Source organism: Streptomyces sp. NPDC001568, from assembly GCF_042893755.1.
Classification (GTDB): domain Bacteria; phylum Actinomycetota; class Actinomycetes; order Streptomycetales; family Streptomycetaceae; genus Streptomyces.
Genome location: NZ_JBIAVF010000006.1, coordinates 89,161 through 109,654, shown reverse-complemented (window position 1 = coordinate 109,654; position 20,494 = coordinate 89,161). Strand labels below are relative to the sequence as shown.

Genomic DNA, 20,494 nt, shown 5'->3' with positions numbered 1-20,494 from the left:
GCGGTCCCGGGACCCCCAGAACTGGAGTCCGCATGCTGACGACCGGGATCACCCTGTCCAACCGTTCCGCAGCGTTCCGTCCGTCGGACGTCATGATCAGTTCGGGTACGCGGCGGCTGGCCGGCCTCCCCGGCGTGGCGGCGGACCCGACGGCCGTCGTCCCGAGGGACGACTGGCGCCCCCTCGACAGCCGCGAGCGGGAGCTGCTCCGCGCCCGCCCCGGCACCCCGCTCAACCGGATGCTGACCGTACTGGGCCTCGACGCACAGTCCCTGATGCACTGTCAGAACCAGTTGCTGCCGCTGCTCGCGGCGGCCGGTCGGGGCGGGCCGGACGTGGGGAGCGAGCACCGCAGCACCGTCCTGGGGGAGGTCCGGGAGCGGATCCTCGGCGCCGTACTGCGCGATGTGGGGGCCGCCGGCACCCGGCAGGGGGCCGCCGACAGCGTCGTGCACCGGCCCGGCCTGGTCTCGACCGCGTACAACTACGAGCAGCGGACCTTCATGGGCCTGCACCTCGACAACCACGAGGATCACGCGCTGACCGAGCGGCACCGCTCGCTCCTGCTGACGGTGACCAACCTCGGCACCGCCGACCGCTGGGTCCACTTCGTCAACCTCCGCGCGGTCGACCTGATGAGGATGCTCGCCGACGCGGGCCGGGAGGTCCCGGACACCGGCCACGCCCTGAAGAACGCGTTCTTCGCCGCCTTCCCCTCCCAGCCGGTGCTGCGCGTGCGGCTCAGGCCCGGGCAGGCGTACCTCGTCAACACCCAGGACGTGCTGCACGACGGCGCCACGAACACCGAGGGCGCGGCGGACGTCTCCTTCCTGACGGCCAACAGGCTGTCCACCGCACTCGTGGGCGCAGGGGGCACACCGTGACGACGTCGGAGCCCGCCACCACCGCGCCGCCGGTCGGACCCATCCGTCAAGTGGTCCTCCAGGCCACGGGCTTCTGCAACATCGACTGCTCCTACTGCTACCTGCCCGACCGCCTCACACGGACCGTGATGCCCCTGGCCACCGTGCGGGCCACCGCACGCGCCCTCGCCCGGAGCGGGCTGCTCGCCGAGGAGGTCGAGGTCCGCTGGCACGCCGGCGAACCGCTCACCGCGCCGCGCCCGTTCTACGCCGAGGCGCACGCCGTACTGCGCCGCGAACTGGAGGGACGGACCCGGCTGAGCTTCTCCCTCCAGACCAACGGCCTCCTCCTCGACCACGCCTGGGTCGAGTTCCTCCGTACCGAACGGGTCCGGGTCGGCGTCAGCCTGGACGGGCCCGAGGAGGTCCACGACGCCTACCGGCGCACCCGCGCCGGACGGGGCACGCTGGCCCGGGCGCTCAAGGGGGTGGCCCACCTCACCGAGGCGGGGCTGCCCTACGACGTGATCTCCGTGATCACCCCGGTCACCCTCTCCCGGACCCGCGCGTACCTGGACTTCATGGCGGAGCTGGCCCCCCGCTCGCTCGGGCTGAACCCCGAGGAGACCGAAGGGGGCAACGCGTCCACCCTGCACCGGTCCGCCGGATTCGAGGAGGAATACCGGGCGTTCCTGCGCGAGGTCGCCGCATGGTCCGGGCGGACCGGCATCGACGTGCGCGAGCTCGTCCACATGCGGCGTCACGTCCTGGAGAACGACCTGCCCGTCCGCAACACCCAGAACGAACCCCTGTCCATCGTCACCGTGGGCGTCGACGGCAGGGTGTCCTCGTTCTCCCCCGAACTCTTCGGCTGGACCAGCGAGACCTACGGGGACTTCGTGGCCGGCCGGGTGACCGACCCGGGCTTCCGCTTCGACCACTGGCCCGACCCCTTCCGGCGGATGGCCTCCGACGTCGAGCGCGGCCGCGCGAACTGCGAACGGACCTGCCCCTACTACGCCTTGTGCGGAGGAGGCGCCCCGGCGAACAAGTGGGCCGAGACCGGAGACCTGGCCGCCACCCGGACCCGGTTCTGCTCCCTCGGGGTGATGGCCGTCGCCGACGTCGTCCTGGAGTCGCTGGAACCGGCGCCGCGGTGAACGACCGGTCGACCGGCGGCCCCCGGATCACGGTCCGCGGCCACTGCCCCCGGGGTTCCGAGGCGACCGTCCGCGCCGCGCTGGCCGGCGCACCGGCCGACGCCGCGTCCGTCGCGGCCCTGGCGGACCTGCCGGGGCACTTCGCGGTGACCGCCGAGTACCCCGACCGGGACCTCGTCCTCGTGTCCCGGTCGGGAGCCGTCGCCCACTTCTACGACACCCGCGCACCCCGTGCCCAGGGGGCCTGCCTGGCCGACGTACTGGCCGCAGCGGGGCGGGAACCGCGCTGGAACGCCGAGGCCGTCGCCGACCACCTGGTGCACGGGCACCCGCTCGGCGACGCCACCCTCGACGCCGATGTCCGCCGGGTCCCGGCCGGAGCCGTCGTGACCCTCCCGCACGACGCCCCCGCCCTGCTCACCCCACCGGCCGCGACCCGCCCGGCCGACGCCCCGGCGTCGCCCACCGACACCGCCCACCTCGCCCTGACCGCGCTGCGCACCGCCGTCCGCGCCGCGGCCGACGTCCCGTGCGCCCTGTCGATGTCGGGCGGCCTCGACGCCCGCCTGCTGCTCGCCGCCCTGCTCGCCGACGGCATCCGGCCGCGCCTGCTCATCTCGGGCGTGCCGGGCTCCTTCGACCGCACGGTCGCCCTCGCCATCGCCCGCGACTTCGGCCTGCCCCACCAGGTGCACACCGTCGCCCCGGGCCCGCTCGTGGCCGGGGCCGAGCGTACGGCGAGGGCGACGGACGGACTCCTGCCCCTGAGCAACTGGGCGGGCATGGCCCACGTGGCCGAGGACGCCGGCACCGAGCCGGTCCTCTTCGGCTACCACGGAGAGCTGGCCCGGGCCCATCACCTGCCCGCCATCGGCCGACGGGCCTGGCCCCTGTCCGTACGCCCGGCCCCGGAGGCGCCCCGATACCTGCTCGCGGCCGGCGGGGGCGACCCGTTCCTGCCCACCGAACACCACCGCCTCGCGGACGACCTCCGCGAAGCACTCCGTCCGCAGGCCCTGGAGGAGCGCATCCGATCGGCCATCTCCCGGGCCGTGGACCCCGATCCGGACTCCGACGCCGGGCGCGGAACACTGCTCGCCGCCACCGAGGCGTTCTTCCGCACGCAGTACGGCCAGCGCAAGATCGCCGTCAACCTGGCGGCCATCGGCACCTGCGCCCGCTGGCGGGTCCCGCTGCTCGACCCCCACTGGAGCGACGCCGTCCAGCGACTGCCCCGCCACTGGAAACTGGGCGACCGCTGGCACCGCTGGGCCACCGACCGCCTCCACCCGGCGCTCCTGCGCTACCCCGAGGAACGCTACGGCCCCACCACCTCCCGCCGGCCGCCGCCCCGCTACTGGCTGCGCGGACCGTGCCCGCCGGACACCCCGTTCTACGCGGACCAGGTGCCGCTCCGCACCGAAAGCCCACTCATGGCGGAGCTGGCCCGGGTCGATGCCGGGGGACTGGCCCCGTTCATCGACCCCTCACTGGTCGGGCAGTTGATCCGCGAGCAGGCCCGGTCCTCGGCGCGCCCCCACCTGTCCTTCGCCCTGGCCGCCCTGGCCGGCTGGTGCCGGAACCCGACCCGTACGGGTTGAGGACGTGAGGCGCCGCCGCGCGCGGCGGGCCCGACAGGGGGCCTGCCCCCGAACTCCCGGGGAGCTGACCGGGACGGGCGACTCGTTGTAGGCTGCGGAGACCGCCCTTGACCTGCGGAAAGCGGGCAGGGAGCAGACAATCCGGGAGTTTCCGCATGCTTCGTACCATGTTCAAGTCCAAGATCCACCGGGCCACGGTGACCCAGGCCGACCTGCACTACGTCGGGTCCGTCACCATCGACGCCGATCTGCTCGACGCGGCCGATCTGCTGCCCGGGGAACTCGTGCACATCGTGGACATCACCAACGGGGCGCGGCTGGAGACGTACGTCATCGAGGGTGAGCGCGGCTCGGGCGTCATCGGGATCAACGGGGCCGCCGCCCACCTGGTGCACCCCGGAGACCTGGTCATCCTGATCAGTTACGCGCAGGTCGAGGACGCCGAGGCGCGGGCGCTCGTGCCGCGCGTCGTTCACGTCGACGCCGACAACAGGATCATCGAGCTGGGCGCGGACCCGTCCGCCCCGGTACCGGGTACGGAGCAGCGGCGCAGCCCGCACGCAGTGGCCGGCTGAGGGAGCGGGGAACGATGACGATCGAACTGCGGGACGAGCGCGCGGCGGGACGGCTGCTGGCCGTCGAGGGCGGCGGGACGGTCGGGCACATCGCCTACTTCGTGCTGGCCGACGCGCCCCACGCCCTGGTGGCGGTGCACACCGTGGTCGAGGCGGGCCACGAGGGCAAGGGCATCGCCGGGCAGCTGGTGCGGCACTTCTACGGGACGGCCGCCGCCGAGGGCGTTCCGGTCGTGCCGCTGTGCCCCTACGCGGCGAGCTGGGCGGCCAAACACCCCGACGAGGCGCCCGAAGCCCCCGCCGAGGTCGTCGCGGCAGCCAAGGCGCAGCTGAAGGGTGACCCCGAACTGTGGTGAAACGGCTGACACTGCTGCACACCTCACCGGTCCACGTCCCGGTCTTCGACGCCCTGCGCGAGCAGGACCATCCGGAGGCCGCGCTGCGGCACCTGGTGGCCCCGGAACTCCTCGACCGGGCCCGGGCGCACGGTCCCGGGGCGGTGGTCGAGGACCTCCTGGCGCGGCTCCGGGGCGCCGACGGGCCGGTGTTGGTGACCTGTTCGACGATCGGGGCGGTCGCGGAGTCCCTCGCCCCCGCGCTCGGCGTCCCGGTGCTGCGCGTGGACCGTCCGATGGCCGCCGAGGCCGTCCGGATCGGCCCGCGCGTCGCCGTACTGGCCACCGTGGAGTCGACGCTCGCCCCGACGGCGGAGCTGCTGGCCGAGGTCGCGGCCGGCCGGCCGGTGTCCGTCCGCACGCACCTCGTCGACGGGGCCTGGGCGCTGTTCGAGGCCGGCGACGACGCCGGTTCCGCCGCCGCCGTCGCGGCGGCGGCGGACTCCGTCACCGATGCGGACGTCATCGTCCTGGCCCAGGCCTCCATGGTCGGGGCCGTGCCCCTGGTACGCACCCGGCTGCCCGTGCTCACCAGCCCGCGCCGAGGCCTCGCCGCCGGTATGAGCCTGTAGGTCGCGCCGAAACTCCGGCGGATTCCCCCGTTCGGGTGAACGTGGACGGGGGATCCGGTCGGGGCCGCGTCGACCGCGCCGGTTCGCCGCGGATTCGGGGGGCGTGCCTCGCCGGATCGGGGGAAGGTGGGACTCATGGTGCGCAACGCAGAGCAGACCCAGCCCCCCGTACCCGGCCCCGACCCGGTCCCCGTGCCGAGCCCGCCGGTCCCCGGCCCCCCGCCGATGCCGCGCCCGGCACCCCCCGTGCCGGGGCCGGTCCCCGAGCCCGACCCGGTGCCCCCGCCGCCCGGGCCCGCGCCGATCCCGCAGCCCGGTCCCTTGAGCTAAGCGGCCGGAGCGGCCGGCCGCGACGCGCCGCGACGCGCACGGCCGGTCGGAGGTCGGTCGGAGGTCGGCCGGAAGACGTACGGACGAAAGCCGGACGGAGCCGGAGGTAGCGGTCAACTTCCCCTTGAGGGCGGCCGGTTGTGGCCCTTGTCAGGAATGTGGCACGCCGTTAGGTTGTGCGGTTCCTGATGTCTTCGAGGGGGCTCCCCATGGGTGTACGGGGCCGGCACCGCCGGTATCAGCCGAGCAGCATCAACCGGGCCTCGCTCGCCGTCACCGCCGGTGGCGCCGGGATCGCCCTACCGCTGATCGGCGCCGGAGTCGCGAACGCGGCCTCCGTGGACACGTGGAACAAGGTCGCCCACTGCGAGTCGACCAACAACTGGAAGATCAACACCGGGAACGGCTACTACGGCGGGCTCCAGTTCAGCCAGAGCACCTGGCGGGAGTTCGGCGGCACGGTCTTCGCGCCGCGCGCCGACCTCGCCACCCGGGAGCAGCAGATCGCGGTCGCCGAGAAGGTCCTCAAGGGCCAGGGGCCCAAGGCCTGGCCGGCATGCGGCCCGCAGGCGGGACTCAGCCGCAGCGGCCCCGCGCCCGTCCTCGGCTCGACGGCCACGCCGCAAAAGCCCGTCGCACAGAAGCCCGTCGCACAGAAGCCCGCCGCACAGAAGCCCGCTCCGCCGAAGGCGCAGCAGTCGCAGGCCCCCGAGTCCCAGGCGCCCAAGGACCGGATCCAGGCGACCAAGGCCACCACGGGCCCGCCGGTCGCCCTGCCCCGCCCGACCGGGACGTCCGTCCTGCCGAACCCGTACGTCGTCGCGCCCGGCGACTCGTTGTCGGCCATCGCCACCGACCAGCGCGTCGAGGGCGGCTGGCAGGCCCTGTACGAGACCAACCGGGCCACCGTCGGGGGCAACCCCAACCTGATCTTCCCCGGGCAGCGGCTCACCCTGCGGATCACCACCGCCCCGCCCGTCCAGAACCCGGAGAAGCCGCCGCGCACCGCGGAGCCCGTCAAGCCCGTGGAGCCGGCAGCGCCCGCTCCGGAGCAGAGCAGGCCCGCGGCCAAGCCGGCGCCGAAGCCGACCCCCGAGCAGAGCAAGCCCGCGGAGAAGCCGAAGCCCACCGAGAAGCCGAAGCCCACCGAGCAGGCCAAGCCCGCCGAGAAGCCCAAGCCGGAGCCCGTCTCCAAGCCGGCCGCGAAGCCGGTCCAGCAGCCGGCCGCCGGTGGATTCTCCGCGCCGGTCGACGCCGGCCTCGGCACCGCCTACCGGGTCGCCGGATCGTCGTGGTCCAGCGGCTACCACACGGGCGTCGACTTCCCGGTGCCGACCGGCACCACCGTCAAGTCAGTGGGTCCCGGCACGGTCCTGTCGGCGGGCTGGGCCGGCGCCTACGGCTACCAGGTCGTCATCAAGCACTCCGACGGCCGGTACTCCCAGTACGCCCACCTCTCCGCGCTCGGTGTGAAGGCCGGGCAGCAGGTCTCCGGTGGCCAGCGCATCGGCCGCTCCGGTTCGACGGGCAACAGCAGCGGCCCCCACCTGCACTTCGAGATGCGTACGGCTCCCGGGTACGGCTCCGACATCGACCCGTTGAAGTACCTGCGCGGGCACGGAGTCCGCATCTGACCCCCGCACGTGCGGCGGCACGGCCGTGAGCAGGATCAGGCCGGCCGTCGCCAGCACACCGCTGGCCGCCGCGGCCAGCACGCCGGCGGCCCCGTAGCGGAAGCCCTCGTCGAACAGGGAGATCCCGACCGCCGCCGCGACCACCGGATTGACGACCGTCACGGTGGCCAGCGGCGCGGTCAGCCCGGCGCCCCGGTACGCCGCCTGGGACAGCAGCAGTCCGCACGCCGCCAGCAGGGCGATCGCCGCCAGGTCCGGCCACAGCACGGCCAGGGCGTCCGGAGCGAAGCCCTCCGCCACCGACTTGGTGAACACCGATCCCATCCCGAAGGCCGTACCGGCCGCCGCGGCCAGCAACACGCTGCGCAGCACCGGCCGGACCACCCGGTGCGCGGCCACGAACAGCGCCGCGACCGCGGTCCCCGTCACCATCAGCAGCAGAAGCCGTTCCCCACCGACGAAGGCCTGCCGACCGGCGCCGTCCCCACCCGTCAGGGCGAGCAGCCCGGCCAGGCCCGCCGTCGCCATGACCGCGCCCCGCCACGCCGCCGCACCCGCCCGGCGGCGTACGAACACGGCCGCCATCGGCAGCGCGAAGACGATCGTCAGCGCGCCGAGGGGCTGGACCAGGCTCAGCGGGCCGTACGCCAGGGCCATCACGTGCAGCAGCGCGCCGAGACCGTTCAGCCCGACCGCCACCCACCACCCGGCCCGGCGCAGGGGCGCGTAACCACGGCCCGGCGAGGTCGCCGCGACACGTTCCTGGACGATCGCGCCGCCCGCGTACGCGACGGCCGACACCAGGCAGAGCAGAACCGACAAGGCCAAGGCACTCATGAGATCCACCATGCCTCAGCCCGACGGCCCGTTCATCCGCCCAGAGGTGTCATGATCGCCGTCCGAGTCATCCTCCGGGTATACACCAGGAGGAGTACGCCGAGTCATCGCTCATACGCGAGCAGTACGTACACGGGCTCCCGCACGCCCCCGCCTCACGGCCGGAACGCGACCTCCCGGTGTCCGGGTCGAACCGGGCCCCGACCACCAGGGCCGGCCCGAGGGGCCGGTCCGCGTGCGGCGCCCGGCGCACCCGGTCCAAGTGCGCGGCGACCGTGTTGTCCACCCGGTCACCCTCGGGGGCGCGCCACCTGCGCCGCGGGCGCCAACTCGTCGATCATCCGCGCCAGGTCGCCGTGCACGACCTTCCCGCCGCGCACCCCTCGGCGCCGGGCGAGAAGCCGCCCCGAGGCAGGGCGCGCGCGTGGTCGCGCTCGACGACGCGGGGGATGCGGAGCGTCATGAAACCATCCATATCGTGACGCTCCGCTCGCGGTGCGTGAGGCGCACGGGCGCGGGTTTGGTTCCCGGCGCGTCGGCTCCGTACAGTGGCGGTTTTGGGGACTTCCGCAGCACGCGGACGCGGACGAACGAGGAACGGCAGCGGCCATGACGGTGACCGAAGACAACCACGCATACGGGCCGGGCATCGACCCCGAGCGGCTTGCCCTCTGCCTCGGCGTGATCGACGAGCTGGACAAGCTGGACGTCGACCACCCGGACGCCATCACCGTACGCCGCGCCACCGCCGGCCTCTACCGCACGGTCAAGCAGCGCCGCCGCCAGGAGCGCCGCGCCGCCAAGACCGCCAACGACAAGGCCGTCACCGAGTCGACCGCGACCGGTTCCGCCGAACGGATCGACGACGAGACCCAGGGCAACGCCCTGACGACCGCCACCAAGGGCCCGATCGCCGGAATACTCCAGCGACCGCGGTCCTGCTACATCTGCAAGACCCGCTACGTCGAGGTCGACGCGTTCTACCACCAGCTCTGCCAGGACTGCGCCGCCTTCAACCACGCGCGCCGCGACGCCCGCACCGACCTGACCGGCCGGCGTGCCCTGCTCACCGGTGGCCGCGCCAAGATCGGCATGTACATCGCGCTGCGGCTGCTGCGCGACGGCGCGCACACCACGATCACCACGCGCTTCCCCAACGACGCGATCCGCCGCTTCAAGGCGATGCCCGACAGCTCCGAATGGCTGCACCGCCTGAAGATCGTCGGCATCGACCTGCGCGACCCGGCCCAGGTCGTCGCGCTCGCCGACTCCGTCGCCGCCGAGGGCCCGCTCGACATCCTGATCAACAACGCGGCCCAGACCGTACGCCGTTCCCCCGGCGCCTACAGCGAGCTGGTCGCGGCGGAGAACGCGCCGCTCCCGGCGGGCGAACTGCCCTCCGCCGAGGTCATCGGCACCTTCGGCAGCGGCACCGTCGACCGGGTGGCCGCCCTGACGTCCGGCTCCGGCGAGAAGCTCAGCGCCCAGGACGTCACCGAGCTCGCGCTGGTCTCCGGCTCGGCCTCCCTGGAGCGGATCGCGGCGGGCACCGCCATCGACGCGGGCGGCCTCGTCCCCGACCTGCACGACACGAACAGCTGGATCCAGACGGTGTCCGAGGTCGACCCCGTCGAGCTCCTCGAAGTGCAGCTCTGCAACTCCACCGCGCCGTTCATCCTCATCAGCAGGCTCCGGCCGGCGATGGCCGCGGCCGAGGCGGGGCGACGCTACGTGGTCAACGTGTCCGCCATGGAGGGGGTGTTCAGCCGCGGCTACAAGGGCGCCGGTCACCCGCACACCAACATGGCGAAGGCCGCGCTGAACATGCTGACGCGCACCAGCGCGCAGGAGATGTTCCAGAAGGACCAGATCCTGATGACCGCCGTCGACACGGGCTGGATCACGGACGAGCGCCCGCACCCGGACAAGATCCGTCTGGCGGAGGAGGGCTTCCACGCCCCCCTGGACCTGGTCGACGGCGCCGCCCGCGTCTACGACCCGATCGTCCGCGGCGAGCTCGGCGAGGACCTGTTCGGCGTATTCCTCAAGGACTATTCCCCCGCCAACTGGTAGACCGACCGGACCTGTGGGGCCCGCCGTCCGGCGGGCCCCACAGGCGTCTCCCGAGGTGCGTGGTCAGCCCGTCCCGCGCACGCGCGCGGCGAGCAGTTCGATGACCGGACGCCAGTCGTCCATCACCCCCGCGTCGAGGCCCGCGGTCGCCGCGTTCTCCGAGGCCTGGCGCAGGGTCTCCACGTCCGGGGCCGGGCGCAGCCGGGCGAGGCCCGCCACGCGGGCGCCCAGCAGCGGCCGTACCTCACCGGCCAGGCCGTGCAGCAGTCCGGCCACCTGGAGTTCCTTGTCGGACGGGTGCGAGCGCCGCAGCAGCGCCGCCGTCCGCAGCCCGTGATCGCGGCCCCGGTGCGTGTCCAGCAGCTCCATCAGCTCGTCGACACTGCCGATCTCCGGCACGTCCGCCACCGTCACCGCCGCTCCTTCCGTCGTTCCCGCGCCCGCCGTCGAGCAGATCGGTCCGGGGCGACTCGCCGGCGTACGACTCACTGAACTTTGGGCGAAAACATGCGGTCCAGCGTGGATTTTACCCTTCCATCGAGCGGGGCCCCGCTCATATGTGTAACCTAATCCGCAAGGAGCCCCACCCGGGCACCGCTCCACCAAGGCGCCACCGCGTCCGGAAACTCTTATATTTCCCTATCTCCGGCGTGCGGTAGTGCTCGCCGGGTTACGCGACACAAGGGAGTGCGCGGTGACTGAGACGAAGAAGCCCGAACAGACCATGGAGCGAACGGGTCGGGGGGCGCACACGAAGTCCGACGAACTCGGCAGCCTCGAGGTGTGGGCACGCTCCGCGCCGATCAGGCTGGCGGGCTACGAGGACGACCTGGCCGAACCCCACATCCTGCCCGGCATCGACTAGATCGCCCCCGACCGGGGCACCGGTCCGCGCCCCCGCGCCGATGAGCGACGGGGGCGCGGCGCGAGTGGAGTTCCCGTTCCGCGTCCGCCCTGGGCGTGATCGCTGATGGCGATCACCACTTCCCCGGCCGACCTTCGCCCGTGCAGTCTCGATCCATGAAACTGCTGATGCTGGGTGGTACCGAATTCGTCGGGCGTGCGATCGTCGAGGACGCCCTCGACCGGGGTTGGGACGTGACCGTCTTCCACCGCGGTCAGCACGCCGCTCCGCCGCGCACGACCGCGCTCCACGGGGACCGTACGACCCCCGACGGGCTCGCCGCCCTCGCCGAGGGCGAGTGGGACCTGGTCGTCGACACCTGGAGCGGCGCCCCCACCGCGGTGCGCGACAGTGCCCGCCTGCTGGCCGGCCGGGCCGGGCAGTACACGTACATCTCGAGCCGTTCGGTGTACGTCTACCCCTCGCCCGCCGGACTCGGTGAGGCCGGCCCGGTCGTCGAGGGATCCGCGGACGCGGACGCCATCGCCTACGCCGAGGACAAGCGCGGCGGCGAACTGGCCGCCGAGGCCGCCTTCGGGGACCGTGCGCTGCTGGTCCGGGCGGGCCTGATCATCGGCCCGTACGAGAACGTCGGCCGGCTGCCCTGGTGGCTGAACCGGGTGGCCCGCGGCGGCCCGCTGCTGGCCCCCGGCCGCCCCGATCTGCCGCTCCAGTACATCGACGTCCGCGACCTCGCGCGCTGGACCCTGGACGCCGCGGCGGCCGGTCGCGCCGGTGCCTACGACCTGGTGTCCCCGAGGGGCCATGCCACCATGGGCGGCCTCATCGCGGCGTGCGCCGCCGCCACCGGCGGTACGGTCGAGCCTCGCTGGACGGCGGACGCCGTGATCGAGAAGGCCGGCATCGAGCCCTGGACGGAGCTGCCGATCTGGCTTCCCGAGGGCGAGCTGCACGACTTCATGTTCGGCGGGGACGTCACCAAGGCGCTCGACGCGGGCCTGACGTGCCGACCCGTCGAGGAGACGGCCGCGGACACCTGGGCCTGGCTGCGGAGCATCGGCGGCGTCGCCCCGCACCGGCCCGACCGCCCGAACAAGGGCATATCCGCCGAGCGGGAGGCGGCCCTACTCGGGCTCTGAGAGGGCTGCGTCCGTGAGCCGGGTCGGTGGCAGGTACTCGCGCACCAGCGTGCGGTGCCACCACGCGCCCGTCTCGTGGAGCTCGCGCCGGGTGGTGAACCGGTAGCGGTACAGCCGGGCCCGCACGAAACGGGGCGGGGCGTCCGGGAAGGGATTGTGGCGCAGCAGCCGCAGCGTGTCCCGGTCGCCCGCGAGCAGCCGCTCGACGAACGGCCCGAACCAGTCCCGCGCGTAGCCGGGGGAGAGCGCCGCGAACCACATGAGCCAGTCGAGGCGCAGGTGGTAGGGGGCGAACTGGCCGGGGATCCGCCGGAGTTCACCCGGCTTGCCCTTGAAGCCGTATTCCCGCCACGCGCCGTCCTCGCGGGGCGTCCGGTCGTCGGTGCCCTCCACCACGACCTCCTCGCGGATCCGGCTGACCGAGCCGAAGGCCCCGTAGGTGTTGACCAGGTGGAGTCCGTCGTAGGAGCGGTTCATCACCTGGCGGCGCGAGATCATGTTGGCGACCGGGTGCCGACTCAGCACCAGGACCAGCACGGTCACCACGCACACCAGGACCACGTACCAGATCGGCGCTCCGCGCGAGGCGGCGGCGGGCGGCGCTCCGGTGATCCGGGTGAAGTCGAGAGCCGACAGGGCCAGCGTGATCGTCAGCCAGTTCAGCCAGGCGAAGTTGCCGGACAGCACCAGCCACAGCTGGGTGGCGATCATCACGGCAGCGGCGTACGAGGCCACCGGCCGGGGTGTGAAGAGCAGGAACGGGACGACGAGTTGGGTCACGTGGTTCGCGGCGCACTCCACCCGGTGCAGCGGCTTCGGCAGGTGGTGGAAGAACCAGCTGAGCGGGCCCGGCATGGGCTGCGTCTCGTGATGGTGGTAGAGGCAGGTGAGCTTGCGCCAGCAGGCGTCGCCCCGCATCTTGATCAACCCTGCACCGAACTCCACCCGGAACAGCACCCACCACAGCAGCCACAGCACCAGGACGGGCGGCCCGGTCCGGGTGTTGCCCAGGAAGACGGCGAGGAAGCCCACCTCCAGCAACAGCGACTCCCAGCCGAAGGAGTACCAGGTCTGCCCCACGTTGACGATGGACAGGTACAGCAGCCACAGGACGGCCCACATCGCCATGGCCGCGCCCAGCGGGACCCTGTCCCCGGCCCCCGCCGCGAGCGCCGCCGCGAGGAGCGCGCCGGCCCAGGCACAGCCGGCGAAGAGAGCGTCCGAGTAGCGGAGTTGGAACAGGCTCGGCGCGTGGCGGAAGGGCACGTACCGCACGTATTGCGGGACGGGCAGCATGCCGTGGGCCCCGATCAGCGCCCGGAACTGCAGGGCGGCCCCGACGAAGGCGAGGACGTAGACGCCGGCGAGGGCCCGTTGGAAGACGATCCGGGCCGGCCAGTATTCGGGAGCGGTGAACCAGTCCATCCCCTCCAGTATCAGCCGGTCGCGGCCAGCCTGCGCAGGTGGCGGGTCAGCAGCCGGGCGTAGCCGCGCTGGAGGACGGGGACGAGCCGGCCCGCGAGGCGGGTGTACCAGAGGGCCGGTCGGCTGAAGGCGGTGACCTCGAACCAGACGCTGCCGTCCTCGGCGAGTTCCACCAGGAACGATTCCTCGCCGCTCTCGGGGTGCCCGGTCCGGGTGCCGTAGGCGAATCCGGCCCGGTCCGGGGCGTCCGGTACCCAGATCACCTCGCAGGGCACGGTGATGCGCAGCGGGCCGACGCCGACCCCGATCTCCACGCGCACCCCGGGGGCGGCGGGTCCGTCCGTCCTGACGCGGGCCCCGGTCGCCCGGTGCATCGCGAACTCCGACACCGCCCGGCCGGCCGCCTCGAACACCTCGCGACCGTGCCCGATGCGGGCCCGGTGGTGCAGGTGGTGGTAACCGGCGGGCAGGGGGCGGCGCAGGGTGGCGCCGCGGTCGGGGTAGTTGAGGGCGTCCCGGCCGGTGCTGATGAGGCGGGTCATGGCGTGGTCTCCGTTCGGTGGTCGGCGGTCAGCGGGTCGCGGCCCGGGAGGGCGGGGTCGCCGCGGGGCCGCTCGGGATGGGTGCGATGGTCGGAGCGGTCGGAGCGGTCGGGGCGGTCGGGATCGCGGTCAGGCGGCGCCAGGCGAGCAGCGAGCAGAGGGCGAAGCCGAGCGCGTTGCCGAGGCCGTGCGTCGCGGCCATCCAGGTCAGGGTGGGGTGCGCGATCCCGGTGGCCTCGCCGACCGCCCACCACAGGGCGAGCAGCATCGTGGCGACGAGTACGGCCGCCGATACCGCCAGCAGGGCGCCGGTGGTCCGGTCGCCGGCGGCCGGTCGCAGATCGCGCCAGGTCACCAGGGCCACCGCCCACATCCCGGCCGTCAGCACCACCGCCCCCAGCAGTTCGGCCCAGTCGTCCACGAAGTATCCGAGGAGCACGAGCAGCGTGCCGGCGGGCACGCTGTACGCCGCCCAGCGCGCCCACCGCCGCGCACCCGCCGACCGGCACACCAGCCCGGCGACCAGCGCCGCCGTGAACCCGGCGAAGTGGAAGTGGGGGACGGTCAGGGCCAGGATGTCGAGGTCGAAGCCGAAGAGCCGGTACCCGGCCCGCTCGGCGACCAGGGCGGTCCCGGCCACCGAGGGCGAGACCAGCGCCGTGAGCGCGGCCACCTCGGCGGGGGCGAGCGAGCGGGTCCGGAGCAGTCGGGCCGGTGCGTGGGCCGCCAGGGCCAGCGTCGCCACGGCGTACAGCGCGGCGAGAGCCGTGGCTGCCGCGCCGCGCGGCAGCCACAGGCACAGCGCCCCGGGGAGGGCCGCGAGCGGCCACAGCCGGGCGGCGGTGCGCAGCCGGGCGGGGTCGATGAGGAGCAGGCCCACGGGGACGACGTAGAACATGCCCAGGGTGACGATCAGGTTGACGAGTACCGTCACGGCCCACTCCTTTGAACGCGTTCAAGTTACGGTCGTGACCCTACGGGGTCTATTGAACATGTTCAAGGTGGCGTGGAGTGCGGGCGCCCGCACCCACTCGCGGCGCTCCACTTGCGGGGCCCCGGAACATGCGGCAGACAAGAGGTGACAACTCGGGGCGAACAGGGAGATCAGCGTGAAAGACGTGAACGACGCAGCCGCACCGATGACACCCCGTCATACGTCGCGCCGTCACCTACCGACCTGCACAACCCTCTTCGCCCTCGTCGGACTGCTCGCCGCAGGATGCACGGGCTCGCCGCCCGAGGTGACGAAGGGTCCGGCCGCGGAGAGCAAGGAGGTCCAGCTCCAGCCCGTCGGCGCCGCCGGCACCGCGCCCTTCACCGCGTCGTTCGCCACCCGGGAGTCGGCTCCGGTGCAACCCCCGCTGCCGAACCGCAGCGGCCGGGGCATCCGTACGATCGGTGCGGCCACGCCCGGCCTGTACGGCGGCACCCAGCGGTTCGGCAGCTGCGACGTGGAACGACAGGTCGGCTACCTCGTCGCCGACGAGGCCAGGGGCCGCGCCTTCGCCTCGGTCGCCGGAGTCGAACAGGCGAAGCTCCCCGAGTTCCTGCGCGGGCTCACCCCGGTGGTGCTCCGCGCCGACACCCGGGTCACCAGCCACGGCTACAAGGAGGGCCACCCCGAGGACTTCCAGGCCGTCCTCCAGGCAGGCACGGCCGTGCTCGTCGACGAACACGGCATGCCGAGGGTCCGCTGCGGCTGCGGCAACCCGCTCGTCGCACCGCGCTCCGCGAACGGCAGCCCGGTCACCAAGGGCGACCCCTGGCAGGGCTACCAGGCCAACCAGGTCGTCGTCGTCGAACCGAGCGCCCGGCCCCTGGACAACCTGCTCATCGTCAACGTGGCCGACAACACCTGGATCGAGCGAAGGACCGGGGACGACGGCGCCCAGGACAAGACCCCGCGGGTGCTGCCGCCCTACGACCCGGCGGACGGGATCCCCGACGGGCCCGCCATCCCGCCCGGGACCGCCTCCGATCCCTGCACCGCGGCCGACCCGAACAGCCTGGAGCGCACCAAGCCGCCGGTGTCCCCGACGGCGCCGCCGGCCGGGCCCCCTTCCGACGTCACGGGGGGCCTGCCGGGGGACGGCCCGTACGACGCGCCGTCCGACGTGCCGTACGACGTCACCGGGGAGGCCCCGGGGAGCCTGCCGTCCGACCCGGCGGCCGGGGCCGTTCCCGGGCAGGCCCCGCTCGACCCGTCGACCGGTACGCCTCAGGCCGGACCCGACGAGCTCGCCGGCGGCTTCGCGGACGACTTCGCCGAGGACTTCGACGCCGGCCCGACCGGCGGCCCGATCGGTGGTGCGGCCGGCGGGTCGACCGCGGGCTCGACCGGCGGCCTCGTCGACGGCTTCACGGCGGACCCCGGTGCCGGCACGGGCACCGGCACCCGTCTCGGGGACGTCGACGACCTCACCGGCGACCTGTCCGGCGGCGCGCCGCTCGACCTGCCGTCGGCCTCCGCTCCGGGGGCTCCGGGAGCCCCCGGAGCCCCCGGCCCCCTTGCCGAGGGCCCTTCCGGCGCCCCGGGCAGTACCCCCGGCGGCGTCCCCGGTGAGGCGGCGGCCGGAGTGCCCGCCGACCCGTTCACCGACCCGTTCACCGACCCGTCCGCCGGCCTCCCCCTGGCGGGCCCGCAGGCGCAGCTGCCCGGGGCGGGCACCGCACCCCCGTGCCCGCCGGCCGCGGACACCCTGCCCGGCAAGCCCGCGCAGCCACCCGTGACCCCGCAGTCGCCCGGGACGCCGACCCCGGCCCGGCCCGCGGACCCCGCGCCGAACGCGCCCACCGACGTACCCGGCGACGTACCGTCCGAGCCGTCCGGGCAGAACCCGCTCGACCCGGCCCTGCCCGGCGACCCGGAGGACGACGCCCTGCAGGACATGCTCGACCCGTTCCTGCCCGACGTCCCCTACGACGTCCCGGACCCGCTGACCGAGGCGTCCGATGAGGCCCAGTACCTGGAGAGCGCCTGACCCCCGGCTGTGTCATGGTGGACCGGTGCCGAGCACCACATCGCTGCCGGACGATTGGCCCGCACACGCGGACCGGTCGCTGTCACTGAACCGGATGGGCAGTTTCGACTGGGACCTGGTCACCGGGCTCATGCACCTGGACTCAGCCGCCCTCGAAGTCTTCGACACCACCCCCGACGCCTACGACGGACGGCCCGAATCCCTCGCCCCGCGCGTCCCGCCGGCCGAGTCCACCCGGCTGGACGCGCTGGTCTCCAGCGCCCTCAAGAGCGGCGTCGACAGCTACGGCGCCTACTTCCGGATCCGCTGCCGCGACGGCGAACTGCGCTGGACCCACACCCAGGGCCGCGTCATGCGGGACACCGACGGACGCCCGTACCGGATCATCGGCATCGTCCGCGACGCCACCGAGGAACTCAGCCATTCCGCCGAACGCCTCGGTCTGGACGACGAACGCCGCCGCCAGACCTCCGTGGTCGAGAGCACCACGGCGGCGCTCGCGCACGCCCGGACCGTGAAGGACGTGATCGACGCCCTCGGTGATGCCCACGGCCTGGAACGGCTGGGCTCGATGGGCATGGTCATGGGCCTGGTCGAGGCCGGCCGCATCCACCTCGTGGCCGAAGGGCCCCAGGGCAGTTTCGTGCCCGGTACCCGCTACACCCGCATCGACGAGCCGTACCCGATGAGCGAGGTCGTCCGCTCGCTCCAGCCGCGCTTCCTCGACTCGGCGGAGGAGTTCGCCCACGGCTACCCCGGGCTCTGGGCGAAGATCTCTCCCATGCGGATCTCCGCCGCCGCCTACCTCCCGCTGATCGCGCAGGCCCGCCCGATCGGCGCCATCGGACTCCTCTACCAGGACAAGGACGGCTTCACCCAGGACGAACGGAACCTGCTGGTCGCCCTCGGCAGCAGCATCGCGCAGAGCCTGCAACGGGCCATGCTGCTGGAGCAGGAGCACGACCTCGCCGAGGGCCTCCAGCAGGCCATGCTGCCCCGGCGCATCCCGGCCGTCCCCGGCGCCCGGATCGCGGTCCGCTACCGGTCCGCGCGGATGGGGCAGGACATCGGCGGCGACTGGTACGACGTCATCCCGCTGCCGGGCGGCCGGGTGGGAGCCGTCATCGGCGACGTCCAGGGCCACGACACGCACGCGGCCGCCGTGATGGGGCAGCTGAGGATCGTCCTGCGCGCGTACGCCGCCGAGGGGCACTCGCCGGCCACGGTGATGGCCAGGGCCTCCGTCTTCCTGCACGAACTGGACACCGACCGGTTCGCGACCTGCACCTACGTGGAGGCGGACCTCGCCACCGGGGTCCTGCAACTGGTGCGCGCCGGCCACCTCGACCCGCTGCTGCGCACCCGCGACGGGGACTGCCGCCGGCTGCCGGTGGAAGGCGGGATGCCGCTCGGGCTGTCGGCCGAGTTCGGCCGCCTGGAGTACGCGGTCACCACCGTGGAACTGGATCCGGGAGAAACGCTCCTGCTGTGCACCGACGGGCTGGTGGAACAGCCCGGAGCCGACCTCGACGACGGCATCCAGTTCCTCACCGCCCTGGTCCGCAACGGGCCGGCCGACCTCCAGCTCCTGGCCGACCGGCTGTGCGAGGTCGTCGACGACCGGGGCGGTGACGACGACATGGCGCTGCTCCTGCTGCGCCGGCTGGGCGAGGAGGCCCCGCAGGGCGGCGGCCGGCTCCAGCAGCACGTCGCCCCGGGGGACCCCGAAGCCCTCGTCGCGGCCCGGCACATGATCGGCGCGGCGGTCCGTGCGTGGGGTGCGCGCAACCGGGCCGACGAGATCGAACTCGTCGCGGACGAACTCATCGTGAACGCCCTCATGCACACCGACGGCCCCGCCATCGTGACCCTGCGCGTGCTGACCGGCCCCGAGCGGCGGCTGCGCGTGGAGGTGGAGGACCGCTCCAGCGCCCTCCCCAGGCGCCGCGAGGCGGGCGAGTCCGGCGTCTCGGGCCGCGGCCTGATGCTCGTCGACCGACTCGCGGACGTCTGGGGCGTGGAGCCGAGGGGCAGCGGCAAATGCGTCTGGTGCGAGTTCGTCATGTCCTGACCCCGGCGTTCCACCGGCCGGACGGCCGGTGGAACGACCCGGCGAACGGCACGGCGGTGATCCTCGCCGGCGGCGCCCCCGGGGCGGGCACGGGGGCCGGGTCGCGGTTCGGGTGGGGTGGCGGCAGGCTGGGAGGATGCCTGAGCTGCCCGAGGTCGAGGCCCTGCGGGAGTTCCTCGACGAGCACCTCGCCGGGCGGGTGGTCGAACGTGTCCTCCCGCTCGCGGTCAGCGTGCTGAAGACGTACGACCCGCCCCTGACCGCCCTGGAGGGGCTGACGGCCGGGCCCACCGCGCGCCACGGCAAGTTCCTCGCCCTGCGGATCGGCGACCTCCACCTCGTCACCCACCTGGCCCGCGCCGGCTGGCTGCACTGGCGGGACGCGTTCCCCGCACAGCCGCCGGGTCCGGGGAAGGGGCCCCTCGCGCTGCGCGTCGTACTGGAGGAGGGCGGCGGCTTCGACCTCACCGAGGCGGGCACCCAAAAACGCCTCGCGGTGTACGTCGTGCGCGACCCCCAGGAGGTTCCGGGCATCGCCCGGCTCGGCCCCGACCCGCTGGCGGAGGGCTTCGACCGGGACGCCTTCGCCGCGCTGCTGGTGGGGGAGCGCCGGCAGATCAAGGGAGTGCTGCGTGATCAGGGTGTGATCGCCGGGATCGGAAACGCGTACAGCGACGAAATCCTGCACGCGGCCCGGGTTTCGCCGTTCAAGCTGGCGGCCTCCTTCGACGAGGCCCAGGTCACGCACCTCCACGAGGCCGTTCAGGACACGCTGCGCGGCGCCGTCGAGCGTGCTCACGGCGTGGCGGCGGGGAAGCTCAAGGCCGAGAAGAAGAGCGGACTGCGGGTCCACGGCCGGACGGGCGAACCCTGCCCGGTGTGCGGGGACACGGTCCGCTCCGTGTCCTTCGCGGACTCCTCGCTCCAGTACTGCCCCACCTGCCAGACGGGCGGCAAGCCCCTCGCGGACCGCCGGCTCTCCCGCCTCCTCAAGTAGCGGGGCTCCGCGAGGAGCGGGCTCCGCGTAGACTCCGCCGCCATGGCCGAGCCGCAACACCCGCCCCGGCGCGAGACCGTCACCGGCGTGCCCCGGGGCACCCGCCGGCGGCCGCCCGCGCACGCCCCGGCCTGCTCCGAGATCTCCGAGCACACCACCCTCGGCACGACCTACGTACGGGCCCTGATGCGCAGCCAGCTGCGTGCCGGCCTGGGCGCGCTGGCGGTGCTCGCGCTGCTGCTGGTCCTGCTGCCGCTGGCGTTCCTGCTCCCGCGGTCGACGGCCGGCCCGCTGGTCTGGATCGCGCTGGGCCTGGCCGCGTACCCGGCGATGTGGCTCATCGCCCGCTGGTACGTGACCCGGGCCGAGCGCAACGAGGCCGACTTCACCGGCCTGGTGACCGACCCGGCCGACACCGCGTAGGCGCCGAGCCG

General features: G+C 73.7%; 19 protein-coding genes and 1 pseudogene. 14 read left to right on the top strand and 6 right to left on the bottom strand.

Features of this window, described 5'->3' with window-relative positions; translation table 11 throughout:
- Positions 1-32 precede the first annotated feature (32 nt).
- The 7 genes from ACFY0I_RS12915 (at position 33) to ACFY0I_RS12885 (ending at position 7,130) form a co-directional block, all read left to right on the top strand.
- Positions 33-884 (top strand): hypothetical protein, encoded by an 852-nt coding sequence (locus ACFY0I_RS12915; protein WP_388893773.1) that lies wholly within the window; start codon positions 33-35, stop codon positions 882-884.
- Positions 881-2,023: a cyclophane-forming radical SAM/SPASM peptide maturase GrrM/OscB gene (gene grrM, locus ACFY0I_RS12910; protein ID WP_388893771.1), complete on the top strand. Its 1,143-nt coding sequence runs from the start codon at positions 881-883 to the stop codon at positions 2,021-2,023. Before ACFY0I_RS12915 ends, grrM begins: the two co-directional genes overlap by 4 nt.
- Positions 2,020-3,624 (top strand): asparagine synthase-related protein, encoded by a 1,605-nt coding sequence (locus ACFY0I_RS12905; protein ID WP_388893769.1) that lies wholly within the window; start codon positions 2,020-2,022, stop codon positions 3,622-3,624. Before grrM ends, ACFY0I_RS12905 begins: the two co-directional genes overlap by 4 nt.
- A 155-nt stretch (positions 3,625-3,779) precedes the next feature.
- Complete coding sequence (panD, locus tag ACFY0I_RS12900) at positions 3,780-4,199, top strand: aspartate 1-decarboxylase (protein ID WP_388893767.1); 420 nt, start codon at positions 3,780-3,782, stop codon at positions 4,197-4,199.
- Between the two features lie 14 nt (positions 4,200-4,213).
- The gene (locus tag ACFY0I_RS12895) at positions 4,214-4,555 is read left to right on the top strand and encodes a GNAT family N-acetyltransferase (RefSeq protein WP_388893765.1); all 342 of its coding nucleotides are present in this window, start codon (positions 4,214-4,216) and stop codon (positions 4,553-4,555) included.
- Positions 4,549-5,166 (top strand): aspartate/glutamate racemase family protein, encoded by a 618-nt coding sequence (locus tag ACFY0I_RS12890; RefSeq protein ID WP_388893763.1) that lies wholly within the window; start codon positions 4,549-4,551, stop codon positions 5,164-5,166. The genes ACFY0I_RS12895 and ACFY0I_RS12890 overlap by 7 nt, the downstream gene beginning before the upstream one ends.
- Before the next feature lie 539 nt (positions 5,167-5,705).
- On the top strand, positions 5,706-7,130 hold the full coding sequence (locus ACFY0I_RS12885) for a transglycosylase family protein (protein ID WP_388893761.1): 1,425 nt from the start codon (positions 5,706-5,708) through the stop codon (positions 7,128-7,130).
- Positions 7,131-7,232: 102 nt separating this feature from the next.
- On the opposite strand, the pseudogene ACFY0I_RS12880 reads toward ACFY0I_RS12885, so the two are convergent.
- Together ACFY0I_RS12880 and ACFY0I_RS12875 are read right to left on the bottom strand one after the other, a co-directional pair.
- Positions 7,233-7,967 (bottom strand): annotated as a pseudogene (locus ACFY0I_RS12880) (DMT family transporter); the annotation flags it as partial.
- A 337-nt stretch (positions 7,968-8,304) separates the two neighbouring features.
- The gene (locus ACFY0I_RS12875; RefSeq protein ID WP_388893759.1) at positions 8,305-8,430 is read right to left on the bottom strand and encodes a hypothetical protein; all 126 of its coding nucleotides are present in this window, start codon (positions 8,428-8,430) and stop codon (positions 8,305-8,307) included.
- A 146-nt stretch (positions 8,431-8,576) separates the two neighbouring features.
- Between ACFY0I_RS12875 and ACFY0I_RS12870 the strand changes: the two genes are divergently transcribed.
- A complete protein-coding gene (locus ACFY0I_RS12870; protein ID WP_388893757.1) occupies positions 8,577-10,040 on the top strand; it encodes an SDR family NAD(P)-dependent oxidoreductase in 1,464 nt (487 codons plus the stop codon).
- Between the two features lie 63 nt (positions 10,041-10,103).
- Here the strand turns inward: ACFY0I_RS12870 and ACFY0I_RS12865 are convergent, their stop codons facing one another.
- Complete coding sequence (locus ACFY0I_RS12865) at positions 10,104-10,409, bottom strand: hypothetical protein (protein WP_388894403.1); 306 nt, start codon at positions 10,407-10,409, stop codon at positions 10,104-10,106.
- A gap of 325 nt (positions 10,410-10,734) precedes the next feature.
- Here ACFY0I_RS12865 and ACFY0I_RS12860 point away from each other — a divergent pair, with 325 nt between their 5' ends.
- Positions 10,735-10,905 carry a hypothetical protein gene (locus ACFY0I_RS12860; protein ID WP_362877147.1) on the top strand — a complete coding sequence of 57 codons (171 nt, stop codon included), beginning with the start codon at positions 10,735-10,737 and terminating at the stop codon, positions 10,903-10,905.
- 155 nt (positions 10,906-11,060) lie between these two features.
- Positions 11,061-12,044, top strand: coding sequence for an NAD-dependent epimerase/dehydratase family protein (locus ACFY0I_RS12855; protein ID WP_388893755.1), 984 nt, complete (start codon positions 11,061-11,063; stop codon positions 12,042-12,044).
- Here ACFY0I_RS12855 and ACFY0I_RS12850 read toward each other — a convergent pair.
- From ACFY0I_RS12850 to ACFY0I_RS12840, 3 genes are read right to left on the bottom strand one after another with little or no spacing between them, the layout of a single operon-like run.
- Positions 12,030-13,469: a lipase maturation factor family protein gene (locus ACFY0I_RS12850; RefSeq protein WP_388893753.1), complete on the bottom strand. Its 1,440-nt coding sequence runs from the start codon at positions 13,467-13,469 to the stop codon at positions 12,030-12,032. The genes ACFY0I_RS12855 and ACFY0I_RS12850 overlap by 15 nt on opposite strands.
- Positions 13,470-13,480: 11 nt before the next feature.
- Positions 13,481-14,011, bottom strand: coding sequence for a DUF1990 family protein (locus ACFY0I_RS12845; protein WP_388893751.1), 531 nt, complete (start codon positions 14,009-14,011; stop codon positions 13,481-13,483).
- Between the two features lie 28 nt (positions 14,012-14,039).
- A complete protein-coding gene (locus ACFY0I_RS12840; RefSeq protein ID WP_388893749.1) occupies positions 14,040-14,945 on the bottom strand; it encodes a YndJ family protein in 906 nt (301 codons plus the stop codon).
- Positions 14,946-15,120: 175 nt separating this feature from the next.
- Between ACFY0I_RS12840 and ACFY0I_RS12835 the strand changes: the two genes are divergently transcribed.
- The 4 genes from ACFY0I_RS12835 to ACFY0I_RS12820 all read left to right on the top strand — a co-directional run bounded on the left by ACFY0I_RS12835 (position 15,121) and on the right by ACFY0I_RS12820 (position 20,483).
- Positions 15,121-16,992, top strand: a complete 1,872-nt coding sequence (locus tag ACFY0I_RS12835; RefSeq protein WP_388893747.1) for a DUF6777 domain-containing protein — start codon at positions 15,121-15,123, stop codon at positions 16,990-16,992.
- Entirely contained in the window at positions 16,964-19,063 is a 2,100-nt protein-coding gene (locus tag ACFY0I_RS12830) for a SpoIIE family protein phosphatase (protein ID WP_388893745.1), read from the top strand. The genes ACFY0I_RS12835 and ACFY0I_RS12830 overlap by 29 nt, the downstream gene beginning before the upstream one ends.
- Positions 19,064-19,199: 136 nt before the next feature.
- Positions 19,200-20,060: an Fpg/Nei family DNA glycosylase gene (locus ACFY0I_RS12825; RefSeq protein WP_388893743.1), complete on the top strand. Its 861-nt coding sequence runs from the start codon at positions 19,200-19,202 to the stop codon at positions 20,058-20,060.
- 42 nt (positions 20,061-20,102) lie between these two features.
- Positions 20,103-20,483, top strand: a complete 381-nt coding sequence (locus ACFY0I_RS12820; RefSeq protein ID WP_388893741.1) for a hypothetical protein — start codon at positions 20,103-20,105, stop codon at positions 20,481-20,483.
- Positions 20,484-20,494: the final 11 nt, after the last annotated feature.